The organism is Gordonia sp. PvP123, from assembly GCF_040547295.1.
Taxonomy (GTDB): domain Bacteria; phylum Actinomycetota; class Actinomycetes; order Mycobacteriales; family Mycobacteriaceae; genus Gordonia; species Gordonia terrae.
On sequence record NZ_JBEPPN010000007.1, the window covers coordinates 297,440 to 321,684 of the forward strand.

Here is a 24,245-nt window from a genome sequence, read left to right on the forward strand (position 1 = left end):
ACACGGCCGGGCGTCGGAACTACGCGGTCGTCGTGCGGACCGGCGCGGCCACGTCGACCTCGGTCGTCGCGTCGTGGGCGGGCGGCCGACGATCCGGCGCGGTCCGGACATGCGTCAGGTAGAGCGTCAGCCCGACGAAGGTGAGCCCGCCGACGAGATTGCCGATCACCGTGGGGATCTCGTTCCAGACGAGGTAATCGGCGATCGAGAAGTCGCCACCGAGCATGAGGCCCGACGGGAAGAGGAACATGTTGACGATCGAGTGCTCGAAGCCCATGTAGAAGAACAGCATGATGGGCATCCACATACCGATCACCTTGCCGGGCAGCGACGTCGACATCAGGGCGGCGACCACGCCGGTGGACACCATCCAGTTGCACAGCACACCGCGGATGAACAGGGTCAGCATGCCGGCCGCCCCGTGCTCGGCGTATCCGACGGTCCGGCTGTGACCGATCTCGCCGAGCTGCCGGCCCACTTCATCGGGTGCGACGCTGAACCCGTAGGTCAAGATGACCGCCATCATGACCGCCACCAGGAAGGCGCCGAGGAAGTTCCCGAGGAACACCAGACCCCAGTTGCGCAACATCGACCGCACGGTCACGCCTCGGCGCTTGTCCAGTAGTGCCAGCGGCACCAGCGTGAACACGCCGGTGAGCAGATCGAATCCCATCAGATAGAGCAGGATGAAGCCGACCGGGAACAACACCGCCCCGAGCAGTGGCTCACCGGTGCGCACGGTCACCGTCACCGCGAAGGCCGCGGCCAGAGCCAGGATCGCGCCGGCCATGAACGCTCTGATCAGCGTGTCGCGGGTGGACATGAACGCCTTCGACTCGCCGGCGTCGACCATCTTCACCGCGAATTCGGACGGTTTCACATAGGACATGTGGTTCTCCTCGAACTCTCCAGTTGTCGGGCCCCATCGAACCGAGGTCACATGTCCGTCCGGTGTCATCGGCGATTCGTCCTGTTACACCGCGCTCACTCGCGTCACCTCGCCGTGTGAAGTGCCGGTGACGCCTTGCCGCCGGGCCAGATGTCGTTCGTGTGAACACTGCCGGATGTCGCTGCCTCGACTTGGCATCGCGCGTGCCGATGGGCAATGTGGGTGCGGTCCAACACTATCGACGGAGATGATGATGACCACCCCGATCATGCCGAAAACCGATGCCGCAGAGCTCATCAACGCCGCACGAATACGCCAGGGACTCACGTGGGCGACGATTGCCGACAAGATCGACGCCCCGTTGGTGTGGACCGTTGCGGCACTGCTGGGCAAGCATCCGGTCCCGCCCGCGAAGGCGACCGCCGTGGTCGAGTTGCTCGGACTCGGCGAAGGTGTGGCGGAGAGCCTGCGGCAGCAACCCACGCGGACGCCCGACGAGGCGGCGGCGAGCGATCCCACCATCTACCGCTTTCACGAGGCGATCGACGTCTACGGACCCGCGCTCAAAGAGCTCATCCACGAGGAGTTCGGCGACGGCATCATGAGCGCCATCAACTTCAAGATCGGCTTCGAGCGACGGTCCGACCCCAACGGCGACCGGGTGGTCGTGACCTTCGACGGCAAGTTCCTCGACTACAACTGGTGACCCTCGCTCGTCAGCGAACGCAGGGCGAGCATCATCGACGCATAGACGGCCGGGTCGGTGGGATCGAACCCGAGAAGGGTCCGAATCCGCTCGATTCGCTGGTAGAGGCTCTGTCTGCCGATGTGGAGCGCCGCGGCCGACCGCGTCGCACTGCAACCGTTCGACAAGTGGACCGTGAGGGTCCGCACGAGGTCCGACGACGAGCGTCCGTCGTATGTCACCAGCGGCTCCACCATCGACCGGAGTTCCGCGCGCACGGCGGGGTCGAGCGCCCGGACGGCCTCGTCGGCGAGCAACTCGCGGGAGGTGAACACCCGGCGGGAAACCCCGAGACGCGCTGCGGTCGACGCTGCGAGTCCCAGTTGTCGCCCGCATCGCCGCAGCGACTCGGACAGGGCGGCCGCAGTGTCGGCAACGGGCCCGAGATCGTCCACGCGGCAGGGATTTCCGACAACGATCGTGGTACGTCCGAGCCCGCCGCCCCGCGCGGTCAGCGTGGACGCCACCCGGTCGACCGGGTCGATGGTGCCCTCACCTCGCCCGGCCGGCACCGCGGCCAGCGCATAGACCGTCGCATCGACGATGCTGCGCGCCACCGCATCGAGCTGCGCACCGGCGACCGCGTCGTCGGCCATGCGCGGATCAGGGGCCTCGGCGGCCAGCGGCACCACCAGGGTGGGCCCCGCCGCGGACAACCCCGCACCGGCCAGGCGGATCCGGAGGTCGGCGGGGCGCATCGGTCTGCCGTCGACCAGATCTTCGACGAGCCGCGCCGCCAGTGCCGAGCCCCGCACCCCGGTCCGGGTCAGGCCGACTGCCACCGGACCGGCAGCCGCGCGCAGCAGGCTGTCGGCGAACGGGATCTCACCGGCGTCGGCGCACTCCCCCACGATCAGGCGGGCCATCGGGCGCCCCTTGCTGTGAACCGCGGCCTCGGCCACCGCTCGGTCGACGACCCGCCACGCCGCCGAGTCGTCGTCGACCCCGTGCGCGGACAGCAGCGCACCGGATGTGGATACGAGAACGACCGGGGCATCGAGGCGCTCGGCGATGTGGCCGAGCATGGGGGCGACACCGGCTCCGGCCGCCAACTCGTCGTGCAGGGCGTCGACGAGAGCGGACCGGACGCGCAGCTCGTCGACCTCCCGCGCGGCGATCGAGGTGTTGACCGCGCGACACACATCGATGAAAGGGACCACGGCCCGCAATTCGATGATCGGAAGCCGGGCCGCCGAGCCCGCCCGCACCATCTCCTCGGGCACCTCCTCGAACGTGCGGCCCACCTCGATCGCCACCGCGGCGACACCTCGCTGTGCGAGGTCTCGGACGTAGTGCTTGCGGGTGCCCGCGTCGAGTCCGCGCAGACCGAGTCCCGTGGTCAGCAAGAGCTCGCCACCGGTGAGCAGCGGGCCGATCTCGTAGATCTCACTCGAGTGCACCCAGCACACCGGCGCGTCGAGGTGCTCGTGACCACTCAGAATCCGCGGTTCGGCGGCCGCGAGGTGGCTGTCGAGGACCTCGCGGAGCGTCGGCGTCGTGCTGCTTGTCGAGAGTCGACCACTTGTCATGGACCGAGACACTATGCACAGTCCACATCGGGCCGCAGGGCGACGATCTGTCAGTTGCGGCAGCTGACGCCGCGCGGCACCCTCGATGGCATGACGCTCTCCCTCCCCGATCGCGCCGACCTCGACCTCTCCGGGATGCTCGATGTCGCCTACCAGCAGGCTCGAATCGGCCTCGAGGAGGGCGGAATACCGATCGGCGCGGCACTCTTCGCCGCGAACGGCACGGTGCTCGGTGCGGGCCACAATCGGCGCGTACAGGCCGACGACCCGTCGGCGCACGGTGAGACGGACGCGTTCCGCGCCGCCGGACGGCAACAGGACTACGCCTCGACGATCATGGTGACGACGCTGTCACCGTGCTGGTACTGCTCGGGTCTCATCCGTCAGTTCGGCATCGGCACGGTGGTCATCGGCGAGCACACCTCCTTCTACGGCGGCGAGGACTGGTTGCGCGACCACGGGGTCGAGGTCATCGTGCTCGACGACGAGCGGTGTACGGAGATGATGTCGTCGTACATCGCGGCGAATCCCGCGGTCTGGAACGAGGACATCGGCATCGCACCCGCGGACGCGTCGGAGCAGCGGGCATGACCGACAGTCCGGTCCTCACCGTCGATCTCCGCGAATGGCAATCCGGCGGGGCCGGCGCACAACGCGTCTGCGCCGCCGTCGACGAGTCACTGCAGCAGGCCGGGTTCCTGCTCGTCACCGGGCACGAGGTCGATCCCGAACTGCCGCGGACGTTGCGCGCCGCGGCCCGCGAGTTCTTCGCCCTCTCCGCCGACGTGAAGAGCGAGTACTCGGCGGGCGTCGGCGGCCGCGGCTGGATCGGGCCGGGCAAGGAGGCGAACGGCTTCTCCGAGGGCACCGAAACCCCGCCGGATCTCAAGGAATCGTTCACCGCCGGTGCGCAGACACCGGTGGGCACACCCGAGATCGACGACTACTGGTTCGCTCCGGACGTATGGCCGACGGAGACACCCGAACTCCGGGAGTTGTTCACCGCGTGGACGTCTCAGATGAGGAAGCTGTCCGACGACCTGCTCGGCTTGATGGCCGCCGCACTCGGCCTCGTCGGTCCGGACAACCCGTTCCGGGATCTCGCGTCGAACCCGACGTGGTCCGCCAACATCAACCACTACCCGCCACTGCACGACGTCGGGCATCCCGAGCCCGGCCAGTTCCGCATCGGGCCGCACACCGATTTCGGCACCGTCACCATCCTCGACCGCGAACCGGGCGCCGGTGGATTGCAGGTCTACAGTGAGCATTCCGGCTGGGCCGACGCGCCGTGGAACCCCGATGCCCTGACCGTCAACATCGGGGACATTCTCGAATACTGGTCGGCGGGACGCTGGCCCGCCGGTCGGCACCGCGTCCTACCACCACAACCCGACGCCCCAGCCGAAGACCTCGTCTCGCTGATCTTCTTCTACGAACTCGACCACGACGCCCTCGTCACCCCTGTTGCCCCGCCCATCGGGCGCCGCGCCGGACTCGAACCGGTGGTGTCCGGGGACTTCATCAGACAGCGCCTGGACGCGATCACCGTCGGCTGAACCCTGCCCCTGCCCCTGCTCCCGAGGCGCGTGCGGCGCCCCTCCGCGTCCGCGCCTCGGGGAGCAGATGTCGTCAGCGGGGTTCGGAGCCGGTGACCAGCGGGAGTGACGGGTCGTTCGCCCACGCGGTCATCGAGCCGTCGTAGACCGCCACGTCGTCGCGACCGACGAGCGCGAGCGCGTGCGCGATTCCGGTGGCTGCGATGCCGCCGCCGCAGTACGTCACCACCGCGGTGTCGTCGGCCAGCAATCCGGCCGCCTCGAACTCACGACGCAACTCGTCGATGGGCCGGAGGGCGCCGGTCTCGGCGTCGCGGATCGAGAACACGGGCAGGTTCACCGACCCGGGGATGTGCCCCTGCCGAGCGTAGGTGGTGGTTTCGCCGCGATAGGTCGGCTCGTCGAGGACATTGACCAGGAGGGTCGACGGATCATCGAGCACCGCAGCGACATCGGCGGTCGATCGCAGGAGTTCGGGGCGACGCGTTCCACTGAAGGCACGCGGGGTGATGGTCGACTCGGCATCGGTGACCGGGGCACCGGCAGCCTTCCAGGCAGGCAGTCCGCCGTCGAGCACGGTCACGGCGTCGAACCCTTCGAGGCGCAGGTGCCACCAGAACCGCGTGGCCCAGAATCCCTCGAGTTGGTCGTAGACCACGACGGTGGCGCCGTCGCCGATGCCCAATGCCGAAGCAGCCGAGGCGAATTGCTCGGACGACGGGACCGTCCACGGCTCGGCGCTGTCGGCGTCGGCGAAGTCGGTCAGCAGGTCGGCGAAGACTGCACCCGGGATATGTTCTGCACGAAAGGATTCCGCACCCGACTCCGGGACATAGGGCCCCTCCTTCGGAATCGGGAGATGGGTGGTCGCGTCGACGATGACCACGGACGGGTCATCCAGACGATCCCGCAACCAGGCGACATCGACCAGAGCAGGCAGGACAGGTGTACTCATCAGAACCTCTCGAGAAACGGGCAAAACACCCCCGACTCCTCCGAGCGTAGGTGGCCGCCGACCTCAGGGCACCGTGCCGAATCTCACCGAGCGCGACGGTTGACGCACCTCCCCGCACAGGGCAGCGTGTGCCCGGCCGCGGGACCGCCGGCGATCAGGCCCGCTCCCGCATGACCCCGACGTGACGGACGGTCCCGGAGATGCCCGGGATCTGCTTCACCGGCGTCCAGGTGCGCATCCCATCGGTGCTGTCGGAGTACAGATATCGGCCGTTTCGATAGGCGTCGAGGTACATGCGCCAGGCACCGTTCGGCAGTTGGACGACGGCCGGCCCCTCGACGAGAAGGCCCCAGTTGCCCGGCGGCACGAATCGGTAGGGCCCCAGCAACGACGTCGCGACCGCGTGCTGGATGAACTTCTTCGTCTCGTTCTTGGTGAATGCATGGTAGGTCGAGCCGACCTTGACGACCGTCGTGTCGATGTGGTCCGCGCCGATGCTCAGCATCGGGACGGGCGGGCTCCAGATCCGCAACCCGGGGTCGAGGGCCGTCATCACGTACGGGATGAAGCCACCGCCGGTCGACATCGACAAGATCACGCTGACCCGGCCGCCCTCGACGAACCATTCGGGGGCCCAGGCCTTGGTGGTGAAGGGCGACAACGACGGGCCATCGCTCGAACCCGCCGATCCGGACGAGCCGGCCGAACCGGACCCGCTCGACGAGCCGAGCCCCCGGCCGTCGCCCGTACCCGGCAGGAACGCGCAGCACAGCGGGACGGGCCAGTTGTACAGGAAATCCCAGTTCATGCGGTCCCGGCTGCGCGCGAAGCCGATGTTCGCCCCGTCGGCGGTCGTGTACGTCACGTAGTACCAGCCGTCGGTGTGCCGGAAGATGCTCGCGTCCCGCACGTACCCCGTCGGCGGCCGGTACGCGGATCTGCGAACCATGCGGTACTCGAGACCATCGGTGGACTCGTACACGTCCATGTCGCGTGCACTCGAATTGCTGAACGCCACCATCGTGTACCGCCAGCCCGAGGGGGCGGCGTCGCCGATCGCCGGCGTCGGGACGAGGAGTCCGGCCACGGCGAGCAGCACCACGGTCACCGCCGACAGGACGGTACTTCTGGAAAGAGTCACCGATGCAGTATCGACGACGACCGGCACGCGATGTGCAACTTTCACCGGGAACATCAGCGCGTGTCCGCCGAAACCACCGGGCCGCACGGATCGACGAGCAATCCGTGCGGCACGGCGAGGATCACGGGGTCCGTCGGACCCCCACGCGCTAGCTGCCGTTGGCGTACAGCGCCAGGAGCGGACCGATGAAGGCGAGCAGAGCGGTGAGACCGAGTTCAGACGAGGACACTGAGTTACCTTTCGAGATGCCGACTGGATGGCCGGTGAACACGACTGCGCTCATCGGCCAGGCAACACCATCTCATGCAACGTTTTGTTTGTCAGGCGAATGAGCGACAGAACCCGTTCCGGCACAGACTATTTGAACATCACCGATCGGCCGGTCGTCTCAGTCAGGCGTCCCAGTCGGTGCGTGGGTGCGACTCACGCAACCGCCTGTCGAGATCGGCCACCAGAACGCCGACGCGCGACGCGCCACGACCGGGTTTCGGATATCTGCGCAGGACGTCCACGAGTTCGGGTGGCGTGCGGCTGCACACGGTCTCGATCATCTCGCTCCCGACAACGGGGTCGGCCCCGCTCTCGAGTTCGGCGACAAGCGCCCGATTCGCCGCAGCCCGCAAGATGTGCCCGACCTGGTGCGCTTTGGCGATCGGGTGCAGATAGGCGGCCGCCGCGGCGTCGCCGGCGGCCTGTGCGGCCAGTCGCGCGACCTCCGACGGCGCATCCTTCGCCGCCCGATGCGCCGCAAACGCCGAACTCCGCTGCCGCACGGATCTCCGTGCGCCGCAGGCAAATTCCTGCGCCGCCTCGATGGCTGCGCGCGGTCGCTCGTCATCGGGCTGCGCCCGCTCGAAGACCGGCAGGACTTCCGCGGCCCACTGTGCGGCATAGCGTACGACGGCGCGCAGGTCGTCGTCGGTCAACTCGAAGTCTGCCATCGGCCGAACGCTAGCAGCGTTCTCACCCGGTCGTGGACGACCCGTCGGCACCCGGATCGCGGAGCATCGAATGGACTACGAGACCCGTGTCGACCGGAGTCGTCGCGGTGACGACGAACCCGGCACGCTCGTAGAGCATCACATTGCGGTCGTCGGAGGTCTCGAGTGCGACTCGCGCACCAGCAAGGGTCTTGCCGTCGACCACGGCAAGCCCGGCGCGGACCAGAGAGCTCCCCAGACCCTTGCCCTGGCTGTCCGGGTGGACACCGAGGGTCGCCAGGTTCCATGCACCAGCCGGGAACGCGGGGGTCTGCGCCCGCGCGACCGCGGCCAACCGGTCGCCGTGCAGGCCGGCCACTTCTGTCTGGAACCGGCCGTCCGGCTCCGGCACGTCCGGGGGCAGCAAGGCGATCACACCCCGCCGATCCGTGGTGACCAGCACGACGCCGTGGTCGAAGGCATACCCCAGATACATCCGTTGAAGTCGGTGCAACCGTTCCGGATAACCGTCCTCGGGAATGGACCATCGGGTCCAGGGATAGGCGTCGAAAGCGGCGGCGAGAGTGCCGGCGGCATCGTCGAGATCAGCGATGATCGCGTGGTCGATGGAAATGTCACTGCCCTCGATGGTCTGCGTCGGGTGTCGGCGGGTCGACGGGTCACATTACCGCGCACCCGCATTCGGACGACAACGACTTTCCCGCGCGGCCCCGCCGGAGACACGCTGTGCGCAGGTCAGAAACTGCTGAGAGTCCGCGTCCACCTTGTCAGGAAATCCGCAGGATATCTGTAGCTCTGTTCACATGAGGTCCGGGCATCGTGGTGCCGTGAACACGCCCCAGACCCCCACGCCCCAGACCCCCGACGGCCATGATCCGATCACCGAACCATTTGTGCCACCGCACGGATCGGCGCATCCGCCCGGGCCGTGGATGATGAACCAGCAGGCAACCTCGCCGCTGCCGCCTCCGCCGATGCCGCCGGTGTCGCGACCCCGTGCCGGGGTGACCAAACCGATCATCGTCACCGCGCTGCTGGCCGGGCTGCTCGGTGGCGCCGTCGGCATGGGCGGCAGTGCGCTGCTCGGGCACGACGCCGCGTCCGTTCCGGTCCTCAGCTCGCAACCGGCCGCGGCGGCCAATGCTGCTGACGCACAACCCGGTTCGGTGACCTACGCCGCGAGCGTGGCATCGAAGTCGACCGCGGACATCAAGGTGCAGACCGCGAACGGCACGGCCGTGGGCAGCGGGATCGTCCTCTCCCCCGACGGCTACGTCCTGACCAACCATCACGTCGTCGCCGGCGCCGGCTCCGGGAGCACCATCGTCGTCACCACCGGAGACGGACATCAGCACAACGCCACGGTGACCGGAACGTCCCCGTCGTACGACCTGGCCGTGATCAAGCTGCAGGGCGCGTCGCGACTGACCCCGGCGGCACTCGGCGACTCCGACGCGCTGAAGGTGGGCCAGCAGGTGGTGGCCGTCGGCAGCCCCGACAGCCTGTCCAACACGGTGACGTCCGGCATCGTCAGTGCACTGTCGCGCACGGTGACCGCCGGAGACCAGAGCGGTTCGTCGCTCACCGTGTACAACGGTCTGCAGACCGACACCCCGATCAACCCGGGCAATTCCGGTGGGCCACTGGTGAATCTGCAGGGGCAGGTGATCGCGGTGAACTCGGCCGTGGACACCGGTCAGGCCGCGAGCGGCGGACCGCAGTCCTTCGGGCTGGGCTTCGCCATCCCGATCAACACCGCCAAGCGCATCGCCAATCAGCTGTTGCAGGACGGCAAGGCGACCAAACCGGTACTGGGCGTGTCGGGTTCGCTGTCGGCCGGCGATCGGACCGAGGGCGCGTCGGTCTCGTCGGTGCAGCGTGGCGGCCCGGCCGCGGCGGCAGGCATCCGGCAGGGCGACGTCATCACGAAGATCGGGGACACCGCCGTCGCCGACTACGCCGACCTGATGGCGCAGATCCTCACCCACAAGCCCGGTGAGACGGTGCCGGTGACCATCGGTTCGGGCTCCGATGCCCGCACGGTCGAGGTGAAGCTGGGCAGCGCCGTCGACGAGCAGGAGACGACAGTCCCGGAGTCCGGAAGCGGATCGGGCGGCTCCCCACTGCCGTTCGGCGGCAACCCCTTCGGCCAGAACCCGTGAGTCAGCTCGGCGAGAGTTGCTGGGCGAGCATGACGATGATGTCGCTCGGGCCGCGCACATAGGTGAGTTTGTACAGGTCCTCGTAGGTTGCGACGCCGCGTAACGGATGACACCCGTGCCGCGCCGCCACTTCGAGAGCCGCGTCGATGTCGTCGACCGAGAACGCGACGCGATGCATCCCGATGTCGTTGGGCTGGGTGGGCCGGGTCTCGACGGCCTCCGGATGTATGTACTCGAAGAGCTCGAGGCGCCCGTGCCCGTCCGGGGTCTGCAGCATGGCGATCTTCGCGTGATTGCCGTCGAGCCCGACAGCGGTGTCGGTCCACTCCCCGCTGACGGTGTCCCGGCCGATGACCTCGAGACCGAGGTCGGTGAAGAAGGCGATCGCGGCGTCGAGGTCGCGCACCGCGATGGCAACGTTCTCGAGTGAGATGGGCATGACCGTCACGCTACGCCGGACCTCGACGCTGAGCGTGGCCGCGACCGCCAGACGTCAACTCGACTGCCAGACTTCGATCGAGGTCTGGCAGTCGGGTTGAGGTCTGGCGGTCGTTTCGTCAGGCCCGGTACTTGGTCAACAGCTCCGGCGGAAGGTGGCACGCGCTGTCCGGAAACCGCGCGAGCCGATCCTGGTGCTCGTCGGCACTGCGCACATAGTTCGTCAGCGGGAGCACCTCGACGGCGATGCGATCAGCGTCGTCCCGCGCCCCGATGAACTGTCGCGCCCGCTCGAGATGAACCGGGTCGTAGGAGTACACGCCGGTGCGGTATTTCTCGCCGACATCCGGCCCCTGCCTGTTCACGCTGTAGGGGTCGATGATCTCGAAGAGGTACGCGAGGAGTTGCTCGGTACTCACGACGGCCGGATCGAATCGGGTCCGCACACACTCGGCGTACCCGTCGTACTCGCCGTCGAGGGACGCGCTGCTGCCGTTGGCCCGACCGGCCTCGGTGAACGTCACCCCCGGCAGCGTCGCGAGAAACGCCTGCACGCCCCACAAACAGCCGCCGGCGAGGTAGATCTCCTCGTTCGGCGCGACAGACGTCATCGCCCGATCAGACGTTGAACCGGAACTCGACGACGTCGCCATCCTTCATGACGTAGTCCTTGCCCTCCATGCGCACCTTGCCCGCGGACTTGGCCGCGGCCATCGAGCCGGCGGCGTCGAGGTCGTCGAACGACACGATCTCGGCCTTGATGAAGCCCTTTTCGAAGTCGGTGTGGATGACGCCCGCCGCCTTGGGCGCGGTGTCGCCCTGGTGGATGGTCCAGGCGCGGGACTCCTTGGGTCCGGCCGTGAGGTAGGTCTGCAGGCCCAGGGTGTGGAAACCGGCGCGCGCCAACGACGTCAGGCCCGGCTCGTCCTGCCCGATGGAGTCGAGCAGTTCCTGGGCGTCCTCCTCGTCGAGCTCCAGGAGCTCACTCTCCACCTTCGCGTCGAGGAACACCGCATCGGCGGGCGCGACGGCGGCACGCAGCTCGGCCTTCTTCGCGTCGTCGGTCAGCACTCCCTCGTCGGAGTTGAAGACGTAGAGGAACGGCTTCGCGGTCATCAGATGCAGCTCGCGCACCGATGACAGATCAAACGAATCGCTTTGTGAGAACAGCGTTTTGCCGCTGTCGAGCAATTCCTGCGCCTTCTTGGCGGCCTCCAGGGTCGCGGCGAGCTCCTTGTTCTTGCGTGCGTCCTTCTCCAGGCGCGGGATGGCCTTCTCCAGGGTCTGCATGTCGGCCAGGATCAGCTCGGTCTCGATGACCTCGATGTCGGCGAAGGGGTCGACACGACCGTCGACGTGGACGACGTCGCCGTCGTCGAACACCCGGACCACCTGGCAGATGGCGTCGGCCTCACGGATGTTGGCCAGGAACTGGTTGCCCATGCCCTCGCCCTCCGATGCGCCCTTCACGATGCCGGCGATGTCGACGAAGGACACCGTGGCAGGCAGGATCCGCTCGCTGCCGAAGATCTCCGAGAGCCGATCGAGCCGGCGATCGGGCAGTTCGACCACGCCGACGTTGGGCTCGATGGTCGCGAACGGATAGTTCGCGGCGAGGACGTCGTTACGGGTCAGGGCATTGAACAGGGTCGACTTACCGACGTTGGGCAGACCGACGATTCCCAGGGTGAGACTCACGGGCGCCCAGTCTATCGGCAGCCGGCGCAGAGTCCGGCGGGGCGTCGGTCAAGCAGGTCAGTCGCGGTCGAGCAACCCCTTCACCGGGTTCGGTTTGTCCTCCGGCGGGTCCTTGTCGGGAACCCCGACCTGGGTCGTCACCGGGGTGTTCGGCGGGGGCAGCGACTCACCGGCGCGCTCGGCGATCTGCTCGTTCAGATAACGCAGCACGACGGCCAGAGAGGCCACCGCGGGCACCGCGAGGAAGGCCCCGGTGATGCCGAAGAGCGTGCCGCCGAGGGTGACCGACAAGAGCACGATCACCGCGTGCAGGTCCATGGACTTGGCCTGCAGCCACGGCTGCAGCACGTTCCCCTCGAGTTGCTGCACCGCGAGGATGATGCCGAGCACGATGAGCGCGGTGGTCAGACCGTTGGACACCAAGGCGATCAGCACGGCCAGGGCACCGGCGACGAACGCGCCGACGATGGGGATGAAACCACCGAGGAAGGTGATGACCACCAGCACGCCGGCGAGCGGCACGCCCAGGATGAACAGGCCCAGGCCGATGAGTGCGGCATCGACGAAGCTGACGATCGCCTGCGTCCGGATGAAGCCGCCCAGGCTGTTCCACATGCGGGTCAGGACCTCGCCGAGGTGGTTGCCCGACGGGCGGCCGACGGTGCGGTCGAGCCACGGCACGAACTTCGGGCCGTCCTTGAGGAAGAAGAACACCAGCACGAGCGAGGTGAACATCGTGATGAGAACCGAGGTGGCCGTCCCGACGCCGCTGAACACGCCTGCCGCGATGACCGATGCGCTGGACTGGAGCCGCCCGGTGATCGTGTTGACCATGTTGTCGAGTTGCTTGTCGTCGACGTTGAGCGGCGGACCCTGCACCCAGTCCTGCAGGTGCCGGACGCCGTCGGTCGCACGACTCGCGAGTTCGGGGGCCTGATCGACGACCGACGGGACGATCAGCCCGATCACGCCGCCGAGCACACCGAGCCCGATCAGCATCATCAGGAGCGACGCGGCGGCGGCCGGTATCCCGTGGTTGCGCATCCACCGCACCGGCGGCCACAGGATGGTGCACGCGATGATCGCCAACAGAATGGGCAGCAGGATCACCCAGAACTTCGCCAGCAACCAGAACAGCACCCACAACGCCGCGGCGACGAGCACGATCTGGAGCCCCACGGTCGCGCACGAGCGCAGGCCGGTCATCATCACCTGCAGTCGCGTCGGATACGACTTCTTGCCGCCGCCGAGCACCGCATCGCCGCCGAGGACGGCATCGGCACCGAGCTTGCTGGTCTCCTGTGTCGCGTCGGCGGACGTGCCGTCCGCGCGCTGATCGTCCGAGCTGTCGGTCACCTGAGGATCCTCACACATCGCGGTGACAAAGCGACATCGACGCGGCGACGATCGGCCGAACATGTGATCGGACCGACGGCAGGATCAGCGACGACGGATCGGTGACGACAGATCAGCCACCACCGATCAGCGGCGACGGAGCTTTCGCCCGAGATAGCGGATCAGCGAGTTGATCGCCTCGAGTTCCGCGTCGACCTGATTGAAGACGACCGGCTCGTCCCCGCGTCCGTCGGAACCGGCTCCCGATCGCGCCCGGTCGGTGTCGGCCGGGGAAAGTGTGGGCGCGGTGACCCGGGAAGACGGCCCGTCCGGCGGGGCCACGACCCCGAGTTCGGCCTCTTCGGCGCAGACACGCCTGATCGTCTCGGGGCCGTACAGGCCCATCATCATCTCCAGGCCCCACGCGGGGAGTCCGGCGAGCGGGAGGTCGTCGTGCCGGCTTCGTCGGCGGCCATCGAACCGGGTGGTCATGGCGCCATGGTGCCACACCCGTGTAACCCAGATCACACTTTTGGCCCGCTTGGTGAGACGACTGCTGTCATGTCCGATTCCCGCCAGACCGAGCCGCTGTCGGATGACACAGTGGACCGGTGAGCACAAGCACCACAGCCGAACCCGACCCTTCGGGTACTGCGCCGGACTTCGACCGGTGCTACCGCGCGGTGCAGGCCCGCGACGCCCGCTTCGACGGACAGTTCTTCGTCACGGTCCGCACCACCGGCATCTACTGTCGGCCGTCGTGCCCGGCCCAGACGCCCCGGCCCGCCAATGTCGCATTCGTACTGACCGCCGCAGCGGCCCAGCAGCAGGGCTTCCGCGCCTGCCGGCGGTGCGCGCCCGATGCCGTACCCGGATCCCCGCTGTGGAACATCAACGCCGACCTCTCGGCTCGCGCGATGCGGCTCATCGCCGACGGAGTGATCGAACGCGAAGGAGTCGACGGACTCGCCACGCGTCTGCGGTATTCGCCCCGACACCTCACCAGAGTGCTGACCCAGCACCTGGGTGCCGGGCCGCTCGCGCTCGCCAGGGCGCATCGCGCCACCAACGCACGGGTGCTCATCCAGTGCACGACGATGCCGATGACCGACATCGCCTTCGCCGCCGGGTTCGCCAGCGTTCGCCAGTTCAACGACACCGTCCGCGCGGTCTTCGGGCTCACCCCCACCGAACTCCGCCGGCTCCCTCGCCGGAAGAACGCGCCGAACGGCACCGACTCGGCTCCGGGGAGCGTCACCCTGCGACTGCCGTTCCGCGCGCCGTACCGCTGGCCGTGGATGCGGTGGTTTCTCGACGCGCACGCCGCCGCGGGCGTCGAGTCCGTCGTCGACGACCCGGACAGCCACCATGGCTGGCGCTACCGTCGGATCCTCACGCTGCCGCACGGCACCGCCTCGGCAGAAGTGGAGCCACGGGACGATCACGCCGTGGTGGCGCTCCGCGGACTCGACATGCGCGATCTGGGTGTCGCGGTCAACCGGATTCGTCGCCTGCTCGACCTCGACGCCGACATCACCGCCGCGCAGGACGCGCTGGCCGCAGACGACACGATGCGACCACTGCTCCAACGCGCTCCCGGGCTCCGGGCGCCCGGCAGTCTCGACCCGGCCGAGACGGTCATCCGCACCATGCTCGGTCAGCAGGTCAGCCTCGCGGCCGCCCGCAACCAGATCGACCGGCTCGTCGATGTCCTCGGTGAACCCGTCGGCGACTGGTTCGGCCCTGCGCCCGGCGACGCTTCGACGGCAGCTGGCGAGCCGCCGTCCAAATCCTTCCCGACGCCGAGCGTGATCGCTGCCCGCGGACACGAGGTCCTGCGCGGACCGAGGCGGCGGGTCGACGCCGTGATCGGTGTCGCCGGGGCACTCGCCGACAAGCGAGTGGAACCGCATGTGGGGGTCGATGCGTCTGATCTTCGTGCCCAGCTTCTCGAACTGCCCGGCATCGGCCCCTGGACCGCCGACATCGTCACGATGCGAGTCACCGGCGATCCCGACGTCTTGCTCACGAACGATCTCGTCGTCGTCCGAGCAGCCGCCGACCTCGGGATCGATCTGCGCAAGACCGATCACTGGGCACCCTGGCGCTCGTACGCGACCATGCATCTGTGGCGGCACCGACTCGACGCCGCCGGGCAGATCGTGTGACGAGCAGACATCAGACGACCGACTCCCCCTCGCCGTCTCTGTACCGATCTCCGCCCCACCGAACCCTCAGGAGCGACATGTCCACACCGACCACCACCTCCGACACCCCCCGCGGCACCGCCGGCCCCGAAATCATCGACACCGAATCCGTCGACACCGAGTCCACTGTTGCCGAAACACCGTTTCCCACCACCACAATCGCCGGCCATGCCACCGTCGCCACGCCGAACGGTCCGTTCACCGTCGTCGCCGACCGCGACCACAACGTGCTGGCCTCGGGCTGGACCGACGACCCCGCCTACCTGACGGCACTCGTCCACCGGGCTCTACGACCGGAATCGATCCAGCCGTCGGCCGCGCTGGGCGCGATCACCGACGCGGTGTCGGCCTACTACGCCGGAGATCTCACCGCGCCGGCCGGCATTCCCGTCGTGCAACGCTCCGGCGGCGTCTTCCTGGGCCCGGCCTGGGACGCCTTGCGCACGGTCGAGGCCGGGCATCCCGTCACCTACACCCGCTTCGCCGAACTGGCCGGCCAACCGGCGGCGGTGCGGGCCGCGGCGGCGGCCTGCGCGCGCAATGCGGCCGCGCTCTTCGTGCCGTGCCACCGGGTGAAGCGCAGCGACGGCTCCCTCGGCGGTTTCCGATATGGCCTGCCGATCAAGCAATGGCTGCTCGATTTCGAGGCCGGCACCCAGGACGCCGCTCCCGGGCGGTGACGCCCGCGGCCGTCAGGGCAGCCGAACTTGTCGGGGGTGTCCGACACCATCGGCGTCATGACTGCTGCTGCGCTCGCCCTCGTCGTCGGACTCGCCCTGGGGATCGCGCTGGGCTGGTGGGCGCACGCCGCCCGCAGCGCCGCCACCGTGGCGGCCGCCCGCGCCGAGGTCGAGATGCTGCGCGCCGGCCGCGAGGATGTCGCGTCCTCGCTGTCGTGGGCCACCGAGGACGCGGCCCGGCGGCAGTCGTCGGCGATCAGCAGTTCGGTCGCCCACATCGTCGAGCCGCTGCGCGCCAACCTGGCGCAGCTCGCCGACGAACTGCGCCGGGTCGAGAACAACCGGATCGGCGCCTACGCGGGCCTGACCGAGCAGGTCCGCGGAATCCACTCGGCATCGATCGCGCTGAACGACCAGACCCGGCAGCTCGCCAACGCGTTGCACAGTCCGCACGCCCGCGGCCGGTGGGGCGAGGTCCAGCTCGAGCGCGTGGTCGAGCTCGCCGGGATGACCAAGCACTGCGACTTCAGCACACAGGTGTCGGTTCCGGACACCTCCGCCTCCAACGGCTCGGGAGGCCGCACCGGCAACACACTGCGGCCGGACCTCGTCGTCCACCTCGCCGGCGGCCGCGACATCATCGTCGACGCCAAGGTGCCCCTCGACGCATACCTGCGAGCGGCCGAGGCCGGCGACTCGTCCGCACGCGACAAGCTCATCGGCGAGCACGCCCGCGCACTGCGCGCGCACATCGCACGCCTGTCGGCGAAGTCCTATTGGTCCGCTTTCGACAACACGCCCGAGATGGTGGTGCTGTTCCTACCCGGTGACGTCGTTCTCGAAGCCGCGGCGCGCACCGATCCGGATCTGCTCGAATTCGGGTTCGCCCGGAACGTGGTCATCGCCACCCCGACCACACTCATCGCCCTGCTGCGGACGGTCGCGCTCGGCTGGCGACACGATGCGATGGCGCGCGACGCCGCGGTCATCCATGACCTCGGCCTGCAACTGCACCAGCGGCTCGCCGGTGTCCTCGGTCATCTCGGCTCGCTCGGGACGTCACTCCAGCGCACGGTCGACGCCTACAACGCGACGATCGGTTCGGTGGACAGCCGACTGGGCGTGACCGCGAGGCGGCTGGCCGAACTCGATGCTCTCGGTGACGTCCCCGAGGCGCCGCGGCCGCCCGTGATCCACGACACCTGCCGGGCAGCAGGATCGAGGGTCACACCTGGGACGACGCCGGAGCCGGCACCGACGCCACGGCCCGGGGGTGGAACGAAATCCATCGACGAACCGGTACCGTGACCATGTGTCTTCCCCGCAACGTCTCCAAACCGCGGTACCTCTGGACCAGCAGTCGGTACTGCCCGCGGTCCGCGGTGTGCCGTGGTGGGGCGCCGTTCTCCTGGGTACCGGGATCACGGCCCTCGGTGCGGCGATCGACGCCGGCAGCAACGATTCGCTCGGGTCGATCTACAAGTTCTGTTACCTCGTCGGCTGCGTGATCGCCGCTCTGGCCGTCCGCCGCCGAGCACTGTTCACCGCCGCCGCGCAGCCGCCGCTCATCGCGTTCTTCGTCAGTATCCTCACCCTCTACGGCATCAATTCCGAGCAGGCGTCGTCAGGTTTGAAGAGCCTGATCTTCAACGTCCTGCTCCCCATCGCCGCAGACTTCCCGTGGATGTTGACGACCTTCCTCACGACGCTGGCCCTTGTGCTCGCCCGGTGGTTCCTCACCCGCGACCCGGGCAAGTCCGGGAAGGGCGGGACCCCGAACCGCGACAAGTCGGGCCGCAACCCGGCGAGCAGGGCCACAGCCGACAGCAGCACCGACCGTCAGCGAGGCCGCGCGACGTCGCATCGCCGGGCCAAGGGCGGTGGAACCTCCGAATCGGCCTCGGATGCCCCGTCGGCGTCGACCCCCTCGGCGAAATCCCCCACTTCGAGGCCTGCACCGAAGACGCAGGCAGCGAAGACGCAGTCACCTGGAAGCCGACCGAGGCCACGGACCAACGTCGCTTCGGACCGGCCGTCGCCGACCTCGCGCTCGGCGGGTGGGTCCCGTTCCACGCCGGGCGGCCAACGGCCGACGGTGGCCGATCTCGGGGCCCCCGACCTCACCCCGTCGGACGCCGCGCCGGCCACCCCGCGCCGCTCCGACATCCCGACCTACGAATCGGCGACCGACATCCCACCGGCCGGAGTCGCCGACACCCGGTCCTGAACCCTCAGCTCACCAAGTTCAGTTCCAGCCACCGACCCAGACGCCGTGCCGCGGCGTCGACGAGTGCGGGCCACTCCATCGCACCCTCGTCGGCATTGTCGGTGACCGCCTTGACCAGTCGGCAGGGCACCCCGAATTCGGCGCTCACATGCGCGACCGCGCAGCCCTCCATGTCGACGAGATGCGCGTGCTCCGCGAGTTCCCGGCGACGAACCGGATCGGCCACGAAGGTGTCGCCGGAGGCGAGCACGGTGCCGTCGCCGTCGGGGAGGTCCCAGCGGTCGGTCATCTCGTAGCCCATCGCCCGCAGCTCGGTGCTGCTGATGTCGTGCTCGAGCACCGTCGACGGCAGGAAGAGGCCCAGTTCGGCGTCGCCGGTGACACCGTCCCGCAGCGCACCGGCCGTGCCGATGTTGACGACCTCCGTGACCGGGGCCCCGCCGGCGAGTTCCCGGCTCAGCGACAGCGTCGCCCGCACCTTGCCGATACCGGTCACGAGCACCCGCGTACCGGGCGGCACATGTCTGGCCTCGGCCCGCGTCGCGGAGACGACGAGGACACCTTGTCGGGGCATTCCGTTGGGAGTCACGCGGACGATTATCGCGCGCGTCAACCACGCGCGAGCGCCGAGGCCGCCCGCGCCGCCCGCCCCAGCGACGACCCGTATCCAGGGCCGTGCCCGGCAGCGTGCACGGCGAGCGGATGCAGTTGATGGACGGCGACGCGGTCCGTCCTACCGGCGACGAGCGGGTGAACGTCCTGGTACCCGTCGACGATCGCATCGAGGTGCGGACAGCCGAAGAGCGCGAGCATCGCGAGGTCGGTCTCCCGATGACCGCCGTGCGCGGCCGGATCGATCATCACGACACCCGCGGGAGTCCACATCACGTTGCCGTTCCAGAGGTCGCCGTGGATCCGCGCCGGCCCCTCGTCGTCGTCGAACACGCCGTCGGCGATCAGTGCGCATGCGTCACGGACCGCGTCCTCGTCGGCGGCGGTGAGGTTGCCGGCCTCGCGGGCGGGCACGAGATACGGTTCCACCCGTTCATGCGCGTAGAACTCGCCCCAGGACCGGTACTCGACCGAACTCAGCGGCCGCCTCCCGATGAACAACTGACCGGAGAACGGCGTACCGTCCGGACCAGCAGGCGGAGAACCGAAATGCGCGGCCCCGGCGTCGTGCATCCGAGCGAGCGCGGCCCCGAAGTCGCGTGCAGCCGCGGGGGTCGGCCGGCCGAACTCGAGACGCTCCAGCTCGATGGCGTGTTCCTCGAGCGAGATCACCTGTACGACAGGAGCACCCGCGTCACGAAGCCAGCGCAGGCCTGCGGCCTCGGCCGCGAAGAAGTCGGGATGGCCGCCCGGCGGGCCGCTGTCGCGCAGCGTCTTGACGAAGGTGGGACTCACCGGGGCGAGTGCTCGTCGGCTGCCCTCGCCTCGAGGCTCCGCGCGCTCACCCGGGCGAGCCGGTCGAAGCGGTCGTTGGCCACCCGCATCGCGATCTCGTAGGGCAGTGCGAACTTTCGCGCCCACCAATAACCGAAGCGGATGTCGAACGAGGTGTAGACCAGGAAGCGGTTCTTGCGGACGCCCTTCAGGATCGCGGCTGCCGCGACATCCGGCGACACCGCGACCTTGTGAAAGCCGTTGATGGCGGCCTTGATCCGCGGATTCTCGCGGTCGACACCGACGATCTCGACGGAGTCCACGAGGGGCGTGTCGACGCCACCCGGGCACACCAGCGACACCCCGATACCGTGGCGCCGCAGATCGAATCGCAGCACCTCCGACACCCCGCGCAGACCGAATTTGCTGGCGCTGTAGGCGGCGTGCCACGGCAGCGCCAACAGACCGGCTGCCGACGACACGTTGACGATGTGGCCGCCGCGGCCGCGTCGGATCATCTGCGGCACAAAGCTTTCGATGATGTGAATCGGCCCCATCAGGTTGACGTCGACCAATGTGCGCCAGTGGCGGTGTTCCAGGTTCTCCACCGTCCCCCAGGCCGAGATGCCGGCGATGTTCATCACCACGTCCATCACCCCGACCTCGGCGTCGACCTGCCGAGCGAATCCGGCCACCCAGTCGAAGTCCGAGACATCGCCCGCGACGTGATAGAGGACAGTTCCATCGGCCGCGGTGATGCCCGCGACGACCTCGTCGAGCTGGTCGGCGTGGAGGTCGGTCAGCACCAGTTCGGCACCCCGGGCCGCGGCGGCCTGGGCGGTGGCCCTGCCGATTCCGCTCGCGGCACCGGTGATGAGTACCTTGCGGCCGCGCAGCGACGGCACCGGGGTGTCCATGAACAGCAGCTCTTTGATACCCATGACGCGAGGTTAGCCGTCCGCCGCGGCCCAGCTGCGCCGATCGGCGGATCAGCAGGTCAGGCCCCATCTGTCAGCCGACCACACGCACTCAGCCGATCGGCAGCTTCCCGTCGAACAGTCCGTAGACGATCGTCAGCATCGCCTTGAGCACCTGAGCGGACACGTCTTGGCCCTGCGTCATCAGGAGGCGCGCCACGGCTTCGGGATCTTCGGTAGCGAGGAGTTGCTCGACGAACGGGATGATCGAGGACAGGCCACTCGCGTCGTCGGTGGGTGTCGACGGCGCCGGCCCGGCTCCGGTCGCGGCGTTCCCGTTGACGTAGTTCAGGATGCCGTCGGTGATGGCCATGGCGTACTTGACCTGACCGTCACGCCCGGCGAGGGCCTTCGCCTCCCCCGGATTGGCGAGATTGCCCATCTCGATGAACACCGCAGGCACCTTGGTCAGGTTCACCGCCGCGATGTCGGAACGGGTCTGGATGCCGTCGCGCACGCCGGCGTAGTTGGCCGACGGGAACCCGGCCTTGACGAAGGCGTCCCGCATCGTCGTGGAGGCCTTGCGTCCTTCGCCGGACTGCACACGATCGACGGTGGCGTCCGGGACCGGCAGCGAGGGCACGATCATGTGAAAGCCCTTCTTGGACTCGTCGGCTCCACGCGCCGTCGAATCGGCGTGCAGGCTGACCGCGACCGCGGCACCGGACCGACTGGCTGCGGCCGCGCGTTCGTCCACGCAACCGCCCCACCCGGTGTCATCCGGGCGGCTGAGGACCACGCGTGCCCCCTGGCTCTCGAGACCGGCTTTGACGAGCTGGCTGATCTGCCAGTTGACGGTGTGCTCCCTGGCGCCGTTCACCCCGGTGGCGCCGCTGGTCTGACAGTCCTTCTTGCCGCCACGCCCATCGGGAACCTGCGCCTTCAGGTCGTGGCCGGCCGCCGAGGCCTGATGACCCGGGTCGAGGAAGACCGTCTTGCCCGCGAGGGCCGTGCCCCGGGCGGGGGCCGCGTCGGCCGTGGGCGCGAACAGGTTCGACGCCACCACCGTCGAGGTGGCCGCGACCACCGCGAACGCGATCGAGGTCAGGCGTCGTGTTGTCGTCTTTCGGAACATGTTCTGTCGAGGCCGCGACGCACGCTGGGTGCGCTGGTCACTTGCCTCACTCCCTCCCGTTGAGTACCACTGGTCACACTGGTCACAGACTCAACAGTGAAACAAATGAACCCGGGAATCCGAAATGGTCGTCCTGGCACAACGGGATTTCGTTAGGGAGATGTGACTTCCGCGATCGGCGTGTCCGGCGTGGCGCGGTCGGTCGGCGACGTTCAGTCCGCCAGATGCCGTAAGACCCCGAGGATGCCGTTCTCATCTGCAGCATCCGTCGGGCGGGCGAGGGCGGCGTCGAGTTCGGCACGCACGGCCGCCACGTCGAGCCCACGCCCGATCGTGACCAGCTCGGTGACCGGGCGATGGTCTCCCCACGGCTCGCGCAGCACCCGGACGAATCCGCCCACACCGTGTACGACGAACCGCTGTCGGTGCCGCGGCACATCGAAATAGACGATTCCCTTGATCCGGAAACAACCATCCGGCGGTCGTTCGAGGAATCGGGCGAGGCGACGTGGGTCCATCGGCCGGTCGCTGGAGAACGACACCGACTCGTACGCCGCGTGCAGGTGCTCGTGATGGTCGTGACCACCCTCCTCCAGCAACAGCTCGTCGAGGGTCAACTGGCCGGGGCCGGCCTGTTCGACCTCCCGTCGGGCGAGGTCGAACAGCAGCTCCGGATCGATCGCCGCATTGCGGGTCGCCACCCGCGGGGCGGTCGCATTGAGCTGTGCGACAAGCTCTTCGACGGCGCGTCGGGTGTCATCCGAGATCAGGTCGACCTTGTTGACGAGGACGAGATCGGCGATCGAGACGTGCGCGTCCAGCTCCGGGTGCGTGCGGCGCACCGCTTCGATGTGTGCCGCGTCGACGACGTACACCAGTCCGCCGTAGCGGAGTCGCGCGTCGGCGACCGACGTCACCATCCGGATGAGCGCTTTGGGCTCGGCGATCCCGCTCGCCTCGATGACGATGGCATCGATCCCCACGCTCGGCCGGACCAGCGAGGTCAATGCGTCGGCGAGGCCATCGGCGTCGACGGTGCAGCACATGCACCCGTTGCCGAGACTCACCGTGCCGTCGGCCTGCGCCGAGACCAGCAAGGCGTCGATGTTGACCTTGCCGAAGTCGTTGACCAGTACGCCGAGGCGCGTGCCGGTGGCCCCGGCGGACCGCAGCAGATGGTTGAGCAGCGTCGTCTTGCCCGAGCCTAGATATCCGGCCACCACCACGACCGGGACCGGACCGCGACGATCGGAAGTCCTCACGGTGCTCATCCGTGGGCTTCGGGTCCCAGGCAGTCCGGGCAGATGACGGCGAGGTCGCGTCCGTCCCGATCCGGATGGTTCGCGACGTTGCTCGTCGGACGGCCACAGTCGACGCACCGGCCGAGCACCTGAGCACGGTCGGAGAACTGCACGCCCATCCGGTCGTCGAAGACGTACAGCGACCCCTGCCACAGCCCGTCGTCACCGTAGCGCTCGCCATATCGCACGATTCCGCCGTCGAGTTGATAGACCTCGGAGAAGCCACGGTGCCGCATGACCGTGGAGAGGACCTCGCAGCGGACCCCGCCCGTGCAGTAGGTGACGATCGGGCGGTCCTTGAGGTGATCGAAGGCACCGCTCTCGATCAGCGGCACGAAGTCCCGGGTGGTGCGCGCCTTGGTGGTGACCGCGCCGGCAAACCGACCGACCTGCGCCTCGATCTCGTTGCGACCGTCGAAGAAGACCACGTCGTCACCGCGGGCGTCCACGAGCTCGTGCACCTGCTCCGGAGTCAATCGGGTCCCGGTGTCGACCACGCCGTTCTCATCGACCTCGATCTCGTCGGGGACCCCGAAGGTCACGATCTCCGGGCGGACGCGCACGCTCAGCTTCGGGAAGTCCCGACCGGTGCCGTCGGACCACTTGATGTCCGCTCCGGCGAACCCGGGGTACGCGCGGGTCGTCCTGACGTAGCGTTTGACCGCGGCGATGTCGCCACCGACGGTGCTGTTGATCCCGTGGCGTGACACGATGATCCTGCCCCGGACCCCGAGCGACTCGCACACCGCCAGCTGCCACAACCGGATGGCCTCGGGATCGGGCAGCGGGACGAAGACGTAGAACAGAACGATCTTGGGGGTCGGCACAGTGCAAGGGTACGGAAATCGGCGACCCCGCCCCGAATCCACATCGGGGTCTCGCGATCACCGATTCCTGCGCGTGATCTGCGCAACCGCGGCAATCGGGACGCTGTCCGTTTCGGCCGCCCTCGCCGGGTGCTCATTGCCGTCCGAGTCGGGCCCCTCTCGAATCGTCATTC

General features: G+C 68.4%; 26 protein-coding genes. 8 read left to right on the forward strand and 18 right to left on the reverse strand.

Annotated elements, in window-relative coordinates; all coding sequences use genetic code 11:
* Positions 1-19: 19 nt before the first annotated feature.
* Positions 20-889, reverse strand: coding sequence for a formate/nitrite transporter family protein (locus ABIC25_RS16155; protein WP_004022543.1), 870 nt, complete (start codon positions 887-889; stop codon positions 20-22).
* 253 nt (positions 890-1,142) lie between these two features.
* Between ABIC25_RS16155 and cynS the strand changes: the two genes are divergently transcribed.
* Complete coding sequence (gene cynS / locus ABIC25_RS16160) at positions 1,143-1,595, forward strand: cyanase (RefSeq protein WP_354562239.1); 453 nt, start codon at positions 1,143-1,145, stop codon at positions 1,593-1,595.
* Here the strand turns inward: cynS and ABIC25_RS16165 are convergent.
* Positions 1,583-3,163 (reverse strand): PucR family transcriptional regulator, encoded by a 1,581-nt coding sequence (locus ABIC25_RS16165; protein ID WP_354562240.1) that lies wholly within the window; start codon positions 3,161-3,163, stop codon positions 1,583-1,585. The two genes, cynS and ABIC25_RS16165, sit on opposite strands and share 13 nt — an antisense overlap.
* A 90-nt stretch (positions 3,164-3,253) precedes the next feature.
* Here ABIC25_RS16165 and ABIC25_RS16170 point away from each other — a divergent pair, with 90 nt between their 5' ends.
* Both ABIC25_RS16170 and ABIC25_RS16175 read left to right on the forward strand, forming a co-directional pair.
* Positions 3,254-3,754, forward strand: coding sequence for a nucleoside deaminase (locus ABIC25_RS16170; RefSeq protein ID WP_354562241.1), 501 nt, complete (start codon positions 3,254-3,256; stop codon positions 3,752-3,754).
* On the forward strand, positions 3,751-4,722 hold the full coding sequence (locus tag ABIC25_RS16175) for an isopenicillin N synthase family dioxygenase (protein ID WP_354562242.1): 972 nt from the start codon (positions 3,751-3,753) through the stop codon (positions 4,720-4,722). The genes ABIC25_RS16170 and ABIC25_RS16175 overlap by 4 nt, the downstream gene beginning before the upstream one ends.
* Before the next feature lie 73 nt (positions 4,723-4,795).
* Here ABIC25_RS16175 and ABIC25_RS16180 read toward each other — a convergent pair whose 3' ends face one another.
* The 5 genes from ABIC25_RS16180 to ABIC25_RS16200 all read right to left on the reverse strand — a co-directional run bounded on the left by ABIC25_RS16180 (position 4,796) and on the right by ABIC25_RS16200 (position 8,234).
* Positions 4,796-5,677, reverse strand: a complete 882-nt coding sequence (locus ABIC25_RS16180; RefSeq protein WP_354562244.1) for a sulfurtransferase — start codon at positions 5,675-5,677, stop codon at positions 4,796-4,798.
* A 154-nt stretch (positions 5,678-5,831) separates the two neighbouring features.
* Positions 5,832-6,872: a glycoside hydrolase family protein gene (locus tag ABIC25_RS16185; RefSeq protein ID WP_354562246.1), complete on the reverse strand. Its 1,041-nt coding sequence runs from the start codon at positions 6,870-6,872 to the stop codon at positions 5,832-5,834.
* A 94-nt stretch (positions 6,873-6,966) separates the two neighbouring features.
* Positions 6,967-7,101, reverse strand: coding sequence for a hypothetical protein (locus tag ABIC25_RS16190; protein WP_257881275.1), 135 nt, complete (start codon positions 7,099-7,101; stop codon positions 6,967-6,969).
* 109 nt (positions 7,102-7,210) lie between these two features.
* Positions 7,211-7,759, reverse strand: a complete 549-nt coding sequence (locus tag ABIC25_RS16195) for a putative immunity protein (protein WP_354562248.1) — start codon at positions 7,757-7,759, stop codon at positions 7,211-7,213.
* 22 nt (positions 7,760-7,781) lie between these two features.
* Positions 7,782-8,234, reverse strand: coding sequence for a GNAT family N-acetyltransferase (locus tag ABIC25_RS16200; protein ID WP_101821083.1), 453 nt, complete (start codon positions 8,232-8,234; stop codon positions 7,782-7,784).
* Between the two features lie 328 nt (positions 8,235-8,562).
* On the opposite strand from ABIC25_RS16200, the gene ABIC25_RS16205 reads away from it, so the two are divergent.
* Positions 8,563-9,921, forward strand: coding sequence for a S1C family serine protease (locus tag ABIC25_RS16205; protein WP_354562249.1), 1,359 nt, complete (start codon positions 8,563-8,565; stop codon positions 9,919-9,921).
* Position 9,922: 1 nt separating this feature from the next.
* Here ABIC25_RS16205 and ABIC25_RS16210 read toward each other — a convergent pair whose 3' ends face one another.
* The 5 genes from ABIC25_RS16210 to ABIC25_RS16230 all read right to left on the reverse strand — a co-directional run bounded on the left by ABIC25_RS16210 (position 9,923) and on the right by ABIC25_RS16230 (position 13,884).
* Complete coding sequence (locus ABIC25_RS16210) at positions 9,923-10,360, reverse strand: VOC family protein (protein WP_033205734.1); 438 nt, start codon at positions 10,358-10,360, stop codon at positions 9,923-9,925.
* A 118-nt stretch (positions 10,361-10,478) separates the two neighbouring features.
* Positions 10,479-10,970, reverse strand: a complete 492-nt coding sequence (locus ABIC25_RS16215) for a peptide-methionine (S)-S-oxide reductase (protein ID WP_354562250.1) — start codon at positions 10,968-10,970, stop codon at positions 10,479-10,481.
* A 7-nt stretch (positions 10,971-10,977) separates the two neighbouring features.
* On the reverse strand, positions 10,978-12,057 hold the full coding sequence (gene ychF, locus ABIC25_RS16220; RefSeq protein WP_101821086.1) for a redox-regulated ATPase YchF: 1,080 nt from the start codon (positions 12,055-12,057) through the stop codon (positions 10,978-10,980).
* A 57-nt stretch (positions 12,058-12,114) separates the two neighbouring features.
* Positions 12,115-13,413 (reverse strand): AI-2E family transporter, encoded by a 1,299-nt coding sequence (locus tag ABIC25_RS16225; protein ID WP_239402617.1) that lies wholly within the window; start codon positions 13,411-13,413, stop codon positions 12,115-12,117.
* A gap of 126 nt (positions 13,414-13,539) precedes the next feature.
* Entirely contained in the window at positions 13,540-13,884 is a 345-nt protein-coding gene (locus ABIC25_RS16230; RefSeq protein ID WP_354562252.1) for a hypothetical protein, read from the reverse strand.
* A 119-nt stretch (positions 13,885-14,003) separates the two neighbouring features.
* On the opposite strand from ABIC25_RS16230, the gene ABIC25_RS16235 reads away from it, so the two are divergent.
* The 4 genes from ABIC25_RS16235 (at position 14,004) to ABIC25_RS16250 (ending at position 18,506) form a co-directional block, all read left to right on the forward strand.
* Positions 14,004-15,560, forward strand: a complete 1,557-nt coding sequence (locus tag ABIC25_RS16235; RefSeq protein ID WP_354562253.1) for an AlkA N-terminal domain-containing protein — start codon at positions 14,004-14,006, stop codon at positions 15,558-15,560.
* A 77-nt stretch (positions 15,561-15,637) separates the two neighbouring features.
* Positions 15,638-16,279 carry a methylated-DNA--[protein]-cysteine S-methyltransferase gene (locus ABIC25_RS16240; RefSeq protein WP_435529087.1) on the forward strand — a complete coding sequence of 214 codons (642 nt, stop codon included), beginning with the start codon at positions 15,638-15,640 and terminating at the stop codon, positions 16,277-16,279.
* 57 nt (positions 16,280-16,336) lie between these two features.
* Positions 16,337-17,587, forward strand: a complete 1,251-nt coding sequence (locus ABIC25_RS16245; protein ID WP_354562255.1) for a DNA recombination protein RmuC — start codon at positions 16,337-16,339, stop codon at positions 17,585-17,587.
* A gap of 4 nt (positions 17,588-17,591) precedes the next feature.
* The gene (locus tag ABIC25_RS16250) at positions 17,592-18,506 is read left to right on the forward strand and encodes a DUF6542 domain-containing protein (RefSeq protein ID WP_354562256.1); all 915 of its coding nucleotides are present in this window, start codon (positions 17,592-17,594) and stop codon (positions 18,504-18,506) included.
* 4 nt (positions 18,507-18,510) lie between these two features.
* On the opposite strand, the gene ABIC25_RS16255 is transcribed toward ABIC25_RS16250, so the two are convergent.
* The 6 genes from ABIC25_RS16255 to trhO form a co-directional block, all read right to left on the reverse strand.
* Entirely contained in the window at positions 18,511-19,080 is a 570-nt protein-coding gene (locus ABIC25_RS16255; RefSeq protein ID WP_033205737.1) for a nucleosidase, read from the reverse strand.
* Positions 19,081-19,115: 35 nt separating this feature from the next.
* A complete protein-coding gene (locus ABIC25_RS16260) occupies positions 19,116-19,913 on the reverse strand; it encodes a fructosamine kinase family protein (protein WP_354562257.1) in 798 nt (265 codons plus the stop codon).
* On the reverse strand, positions 19,910-20,833 hold the full coding sequence (locus tag ABIC25_RS16265) for an SDR family oxidoreductase (RefSeq protein ID WP_004022565.1): 924 nt from the start codon (positions 20,831-20,833) through the stop codon (positions 19,910-19,912). Before ABIC25_RS16265 ends, ABIC25_RS16260 begins: the two co-directional genes overlap by 4 nt.
* An 88-nt stretch (positions 20,834-20,921) precedes the next feature.
* Positions 20,922-21,944: an N-acetylmuramoyl-L-alanine amidase gene (locus ABIC25_RS16270; protein ID WP_354562258.1), complete on the reverse strand. Its 1,023-nt coding sequence runs from the start codon at positions 21,942-21,944 to the stop codon at positions 20,922-20,924.
* Positions 21,945-22,156: 212 nt separating this feature from the next.
* The gene (locus tag ABIC25_RS16275; RefSeq protein ID WP_354562259.1) at positions 22,157-23,215 is read right to left on the reverse strand and encodes a CobW family GTP-binding protein; all 1,059 of its coding nucleotides are present in this window, start codon (positions 23,213-23,215) and stop codon (positions 22,157-22,159) included.
* On the reverse strand, positions 23,212-24,072 hold the full coding sequence (gene trhO, locus ABIC25_RS16280; RefSeq protein ID WP_239402625.1) for an oxygen-dependent tRNA uridine(34) hydroxylase TrhO: 861 nt from the start codon (positions 24,070-24,072) through the stop codon (positions 23,212-23,214). Before trhO ends, ABIC25_RS16275 begins: the two co-directional genes overlap by 4 nt.
* Positions 24,073-24,245 lie beyond the last annotated feature (173 nt).

Bases quoted from the DNA above. Each gene is read 5' to 3' on its own strand.
- ABIC25_RS16185 (WP_354562246.1), bottom strand. From the start codon at position 6,872: ATGTTCCCGGTGAAAGTTGCACATCGCGTGCCGGTCGTCGTCGATACT.
- cynS (WP_354562239.1), top strand. From the start codon at position 1,143: ATGACCACCCCGATCATGCCGAAAACCGATGCCGCAGAGCTCATCAAC.
- ABIC25_RS16155 (WP_004022543.1), bottom strand. From the start codon at position 889: ATGTCCTATGTGAAACCGTCCGAATTCGCGGTGAAGATGGTCGACGCC.
- ABIC25_RS16230 (WP_354562252.1), bottom strand. From the start codon at position 13,884: ATGACCACCCGGTTCGATGGCCGCCGACGAAGCCGGCACGACGACCTC.
- ABIC25_RS16205 (WP_354562249.1), top strand. From the start codon at position 8,563: ATGAGGTCCGGGCATCGTGGTGCCGTGAACACGCCCCAGACCCCCACG.
- ABIC25_RS16210 (WP_033205734.1), bottom strand. From the start codon at position 10,360: ATGCCCATCTCACTCGAGAACGTTGCCATCGCGGTGCGCGACCTCGAC.
- ABIC25_RS16270 (WP_354562258.1), bottom strand. From the start codon at position 21,944: ATGTTCCGAAAGACGACAACACGACGCCTGACCTCGATCGCGTTCGCG.
- ABIC25_RS16195 (WP_354562248.1), bottom strand. From the start codon at position 7,759: ATGGCAGACTTCGAGTTGACCGACGACGACCTGCGCGCCGTCGTACGC.
- ABIC25_RS16200 (WP_101821083.1), bottom strand. From the start codon at position 8,234: ATGTATCTGGGGTATGCCTTCGACCACGGCGTCGTGCTGGTCACCACG.
- ABIC25_RS16165 (WP_354562240.1), bottom strand. From the start codon at position 3,163: ATGACAAGTGGTCGACTCTCGACAAGCAGCACGACGCCGACGCTCCGC.
- ABIC25_RS16180 (WP_354562244.1), bottom strand. From the start codon at position 5,677: ATGAGTACACCTGTCCTGCCTGCTCTGGTCGATGTCGCCTGGTTGCGG.
- ABIC25_RS16265 (WP_004022565.1), bottom strand. From the start codon at position 20,833: ATGGGTATCAAAGAGCTGCTGTTCATGGACACCCCGGTGCCGTCGCTG.
- ABIC25_RS16175 (WP_354562242.1), top strand. From the start codon at position 3,751: ATGACCGACAGTCCGGTCCTCACCGTCGATCTCCGCGAATGGCAATCC.
- ABIC25_RS16240 (WP_435529087.1), top strand. From the start codon at position 15,638: ATGTCCACACCGACCACCACCTCCGACACCCCCCGCGGCACCGCCGGC.
- ABIC25_RS16255 (WP_033205737.1), bottom strand. From the start codon at position 19,080: ATGCCCCGACAAGGTGTCCTCGTCGTCTCCGCGACGCGGGCCGAGGCC.
- ABIC25_RS16190 (WP_257881275.1), bottom strand. From the start codon at position 7,101: ATGAGCGCAGTCGTGTTCACCGGCCATCCAGTCGGCATCTCGAAAGGT.
- ABIC25_RS16275 (WP_354562259.1), bottom strand. From the start codon at position 23,215: ATGAGCACCGTGAGGACTTCCGATCGTCGCGGTCCGGTCCCGGTCGTG.
- ABIC25_RS16215 (WP_354562250.1), bottom strand. From the start codon at position 10,970: ATGACGTCTGTCGCGCCGAACGAGGAGATCTACCTCGCCGGCGGCTGT.
- ABIC25_RS16170 (WP_354562241.1), top strand. From the start codon at position 3,254: ATGACGCTCTCCCTCCCCGATCGCGCCGACCTCGACCTCTCCGGGATG.
- ABIC25_RS16245 (WP_354562255.1), top strand. From the start codon at position 16,337: ATGACTGCTGCTGCGCTCGCCCTCGTCGTCGGACTCGCCCTGGGGATC.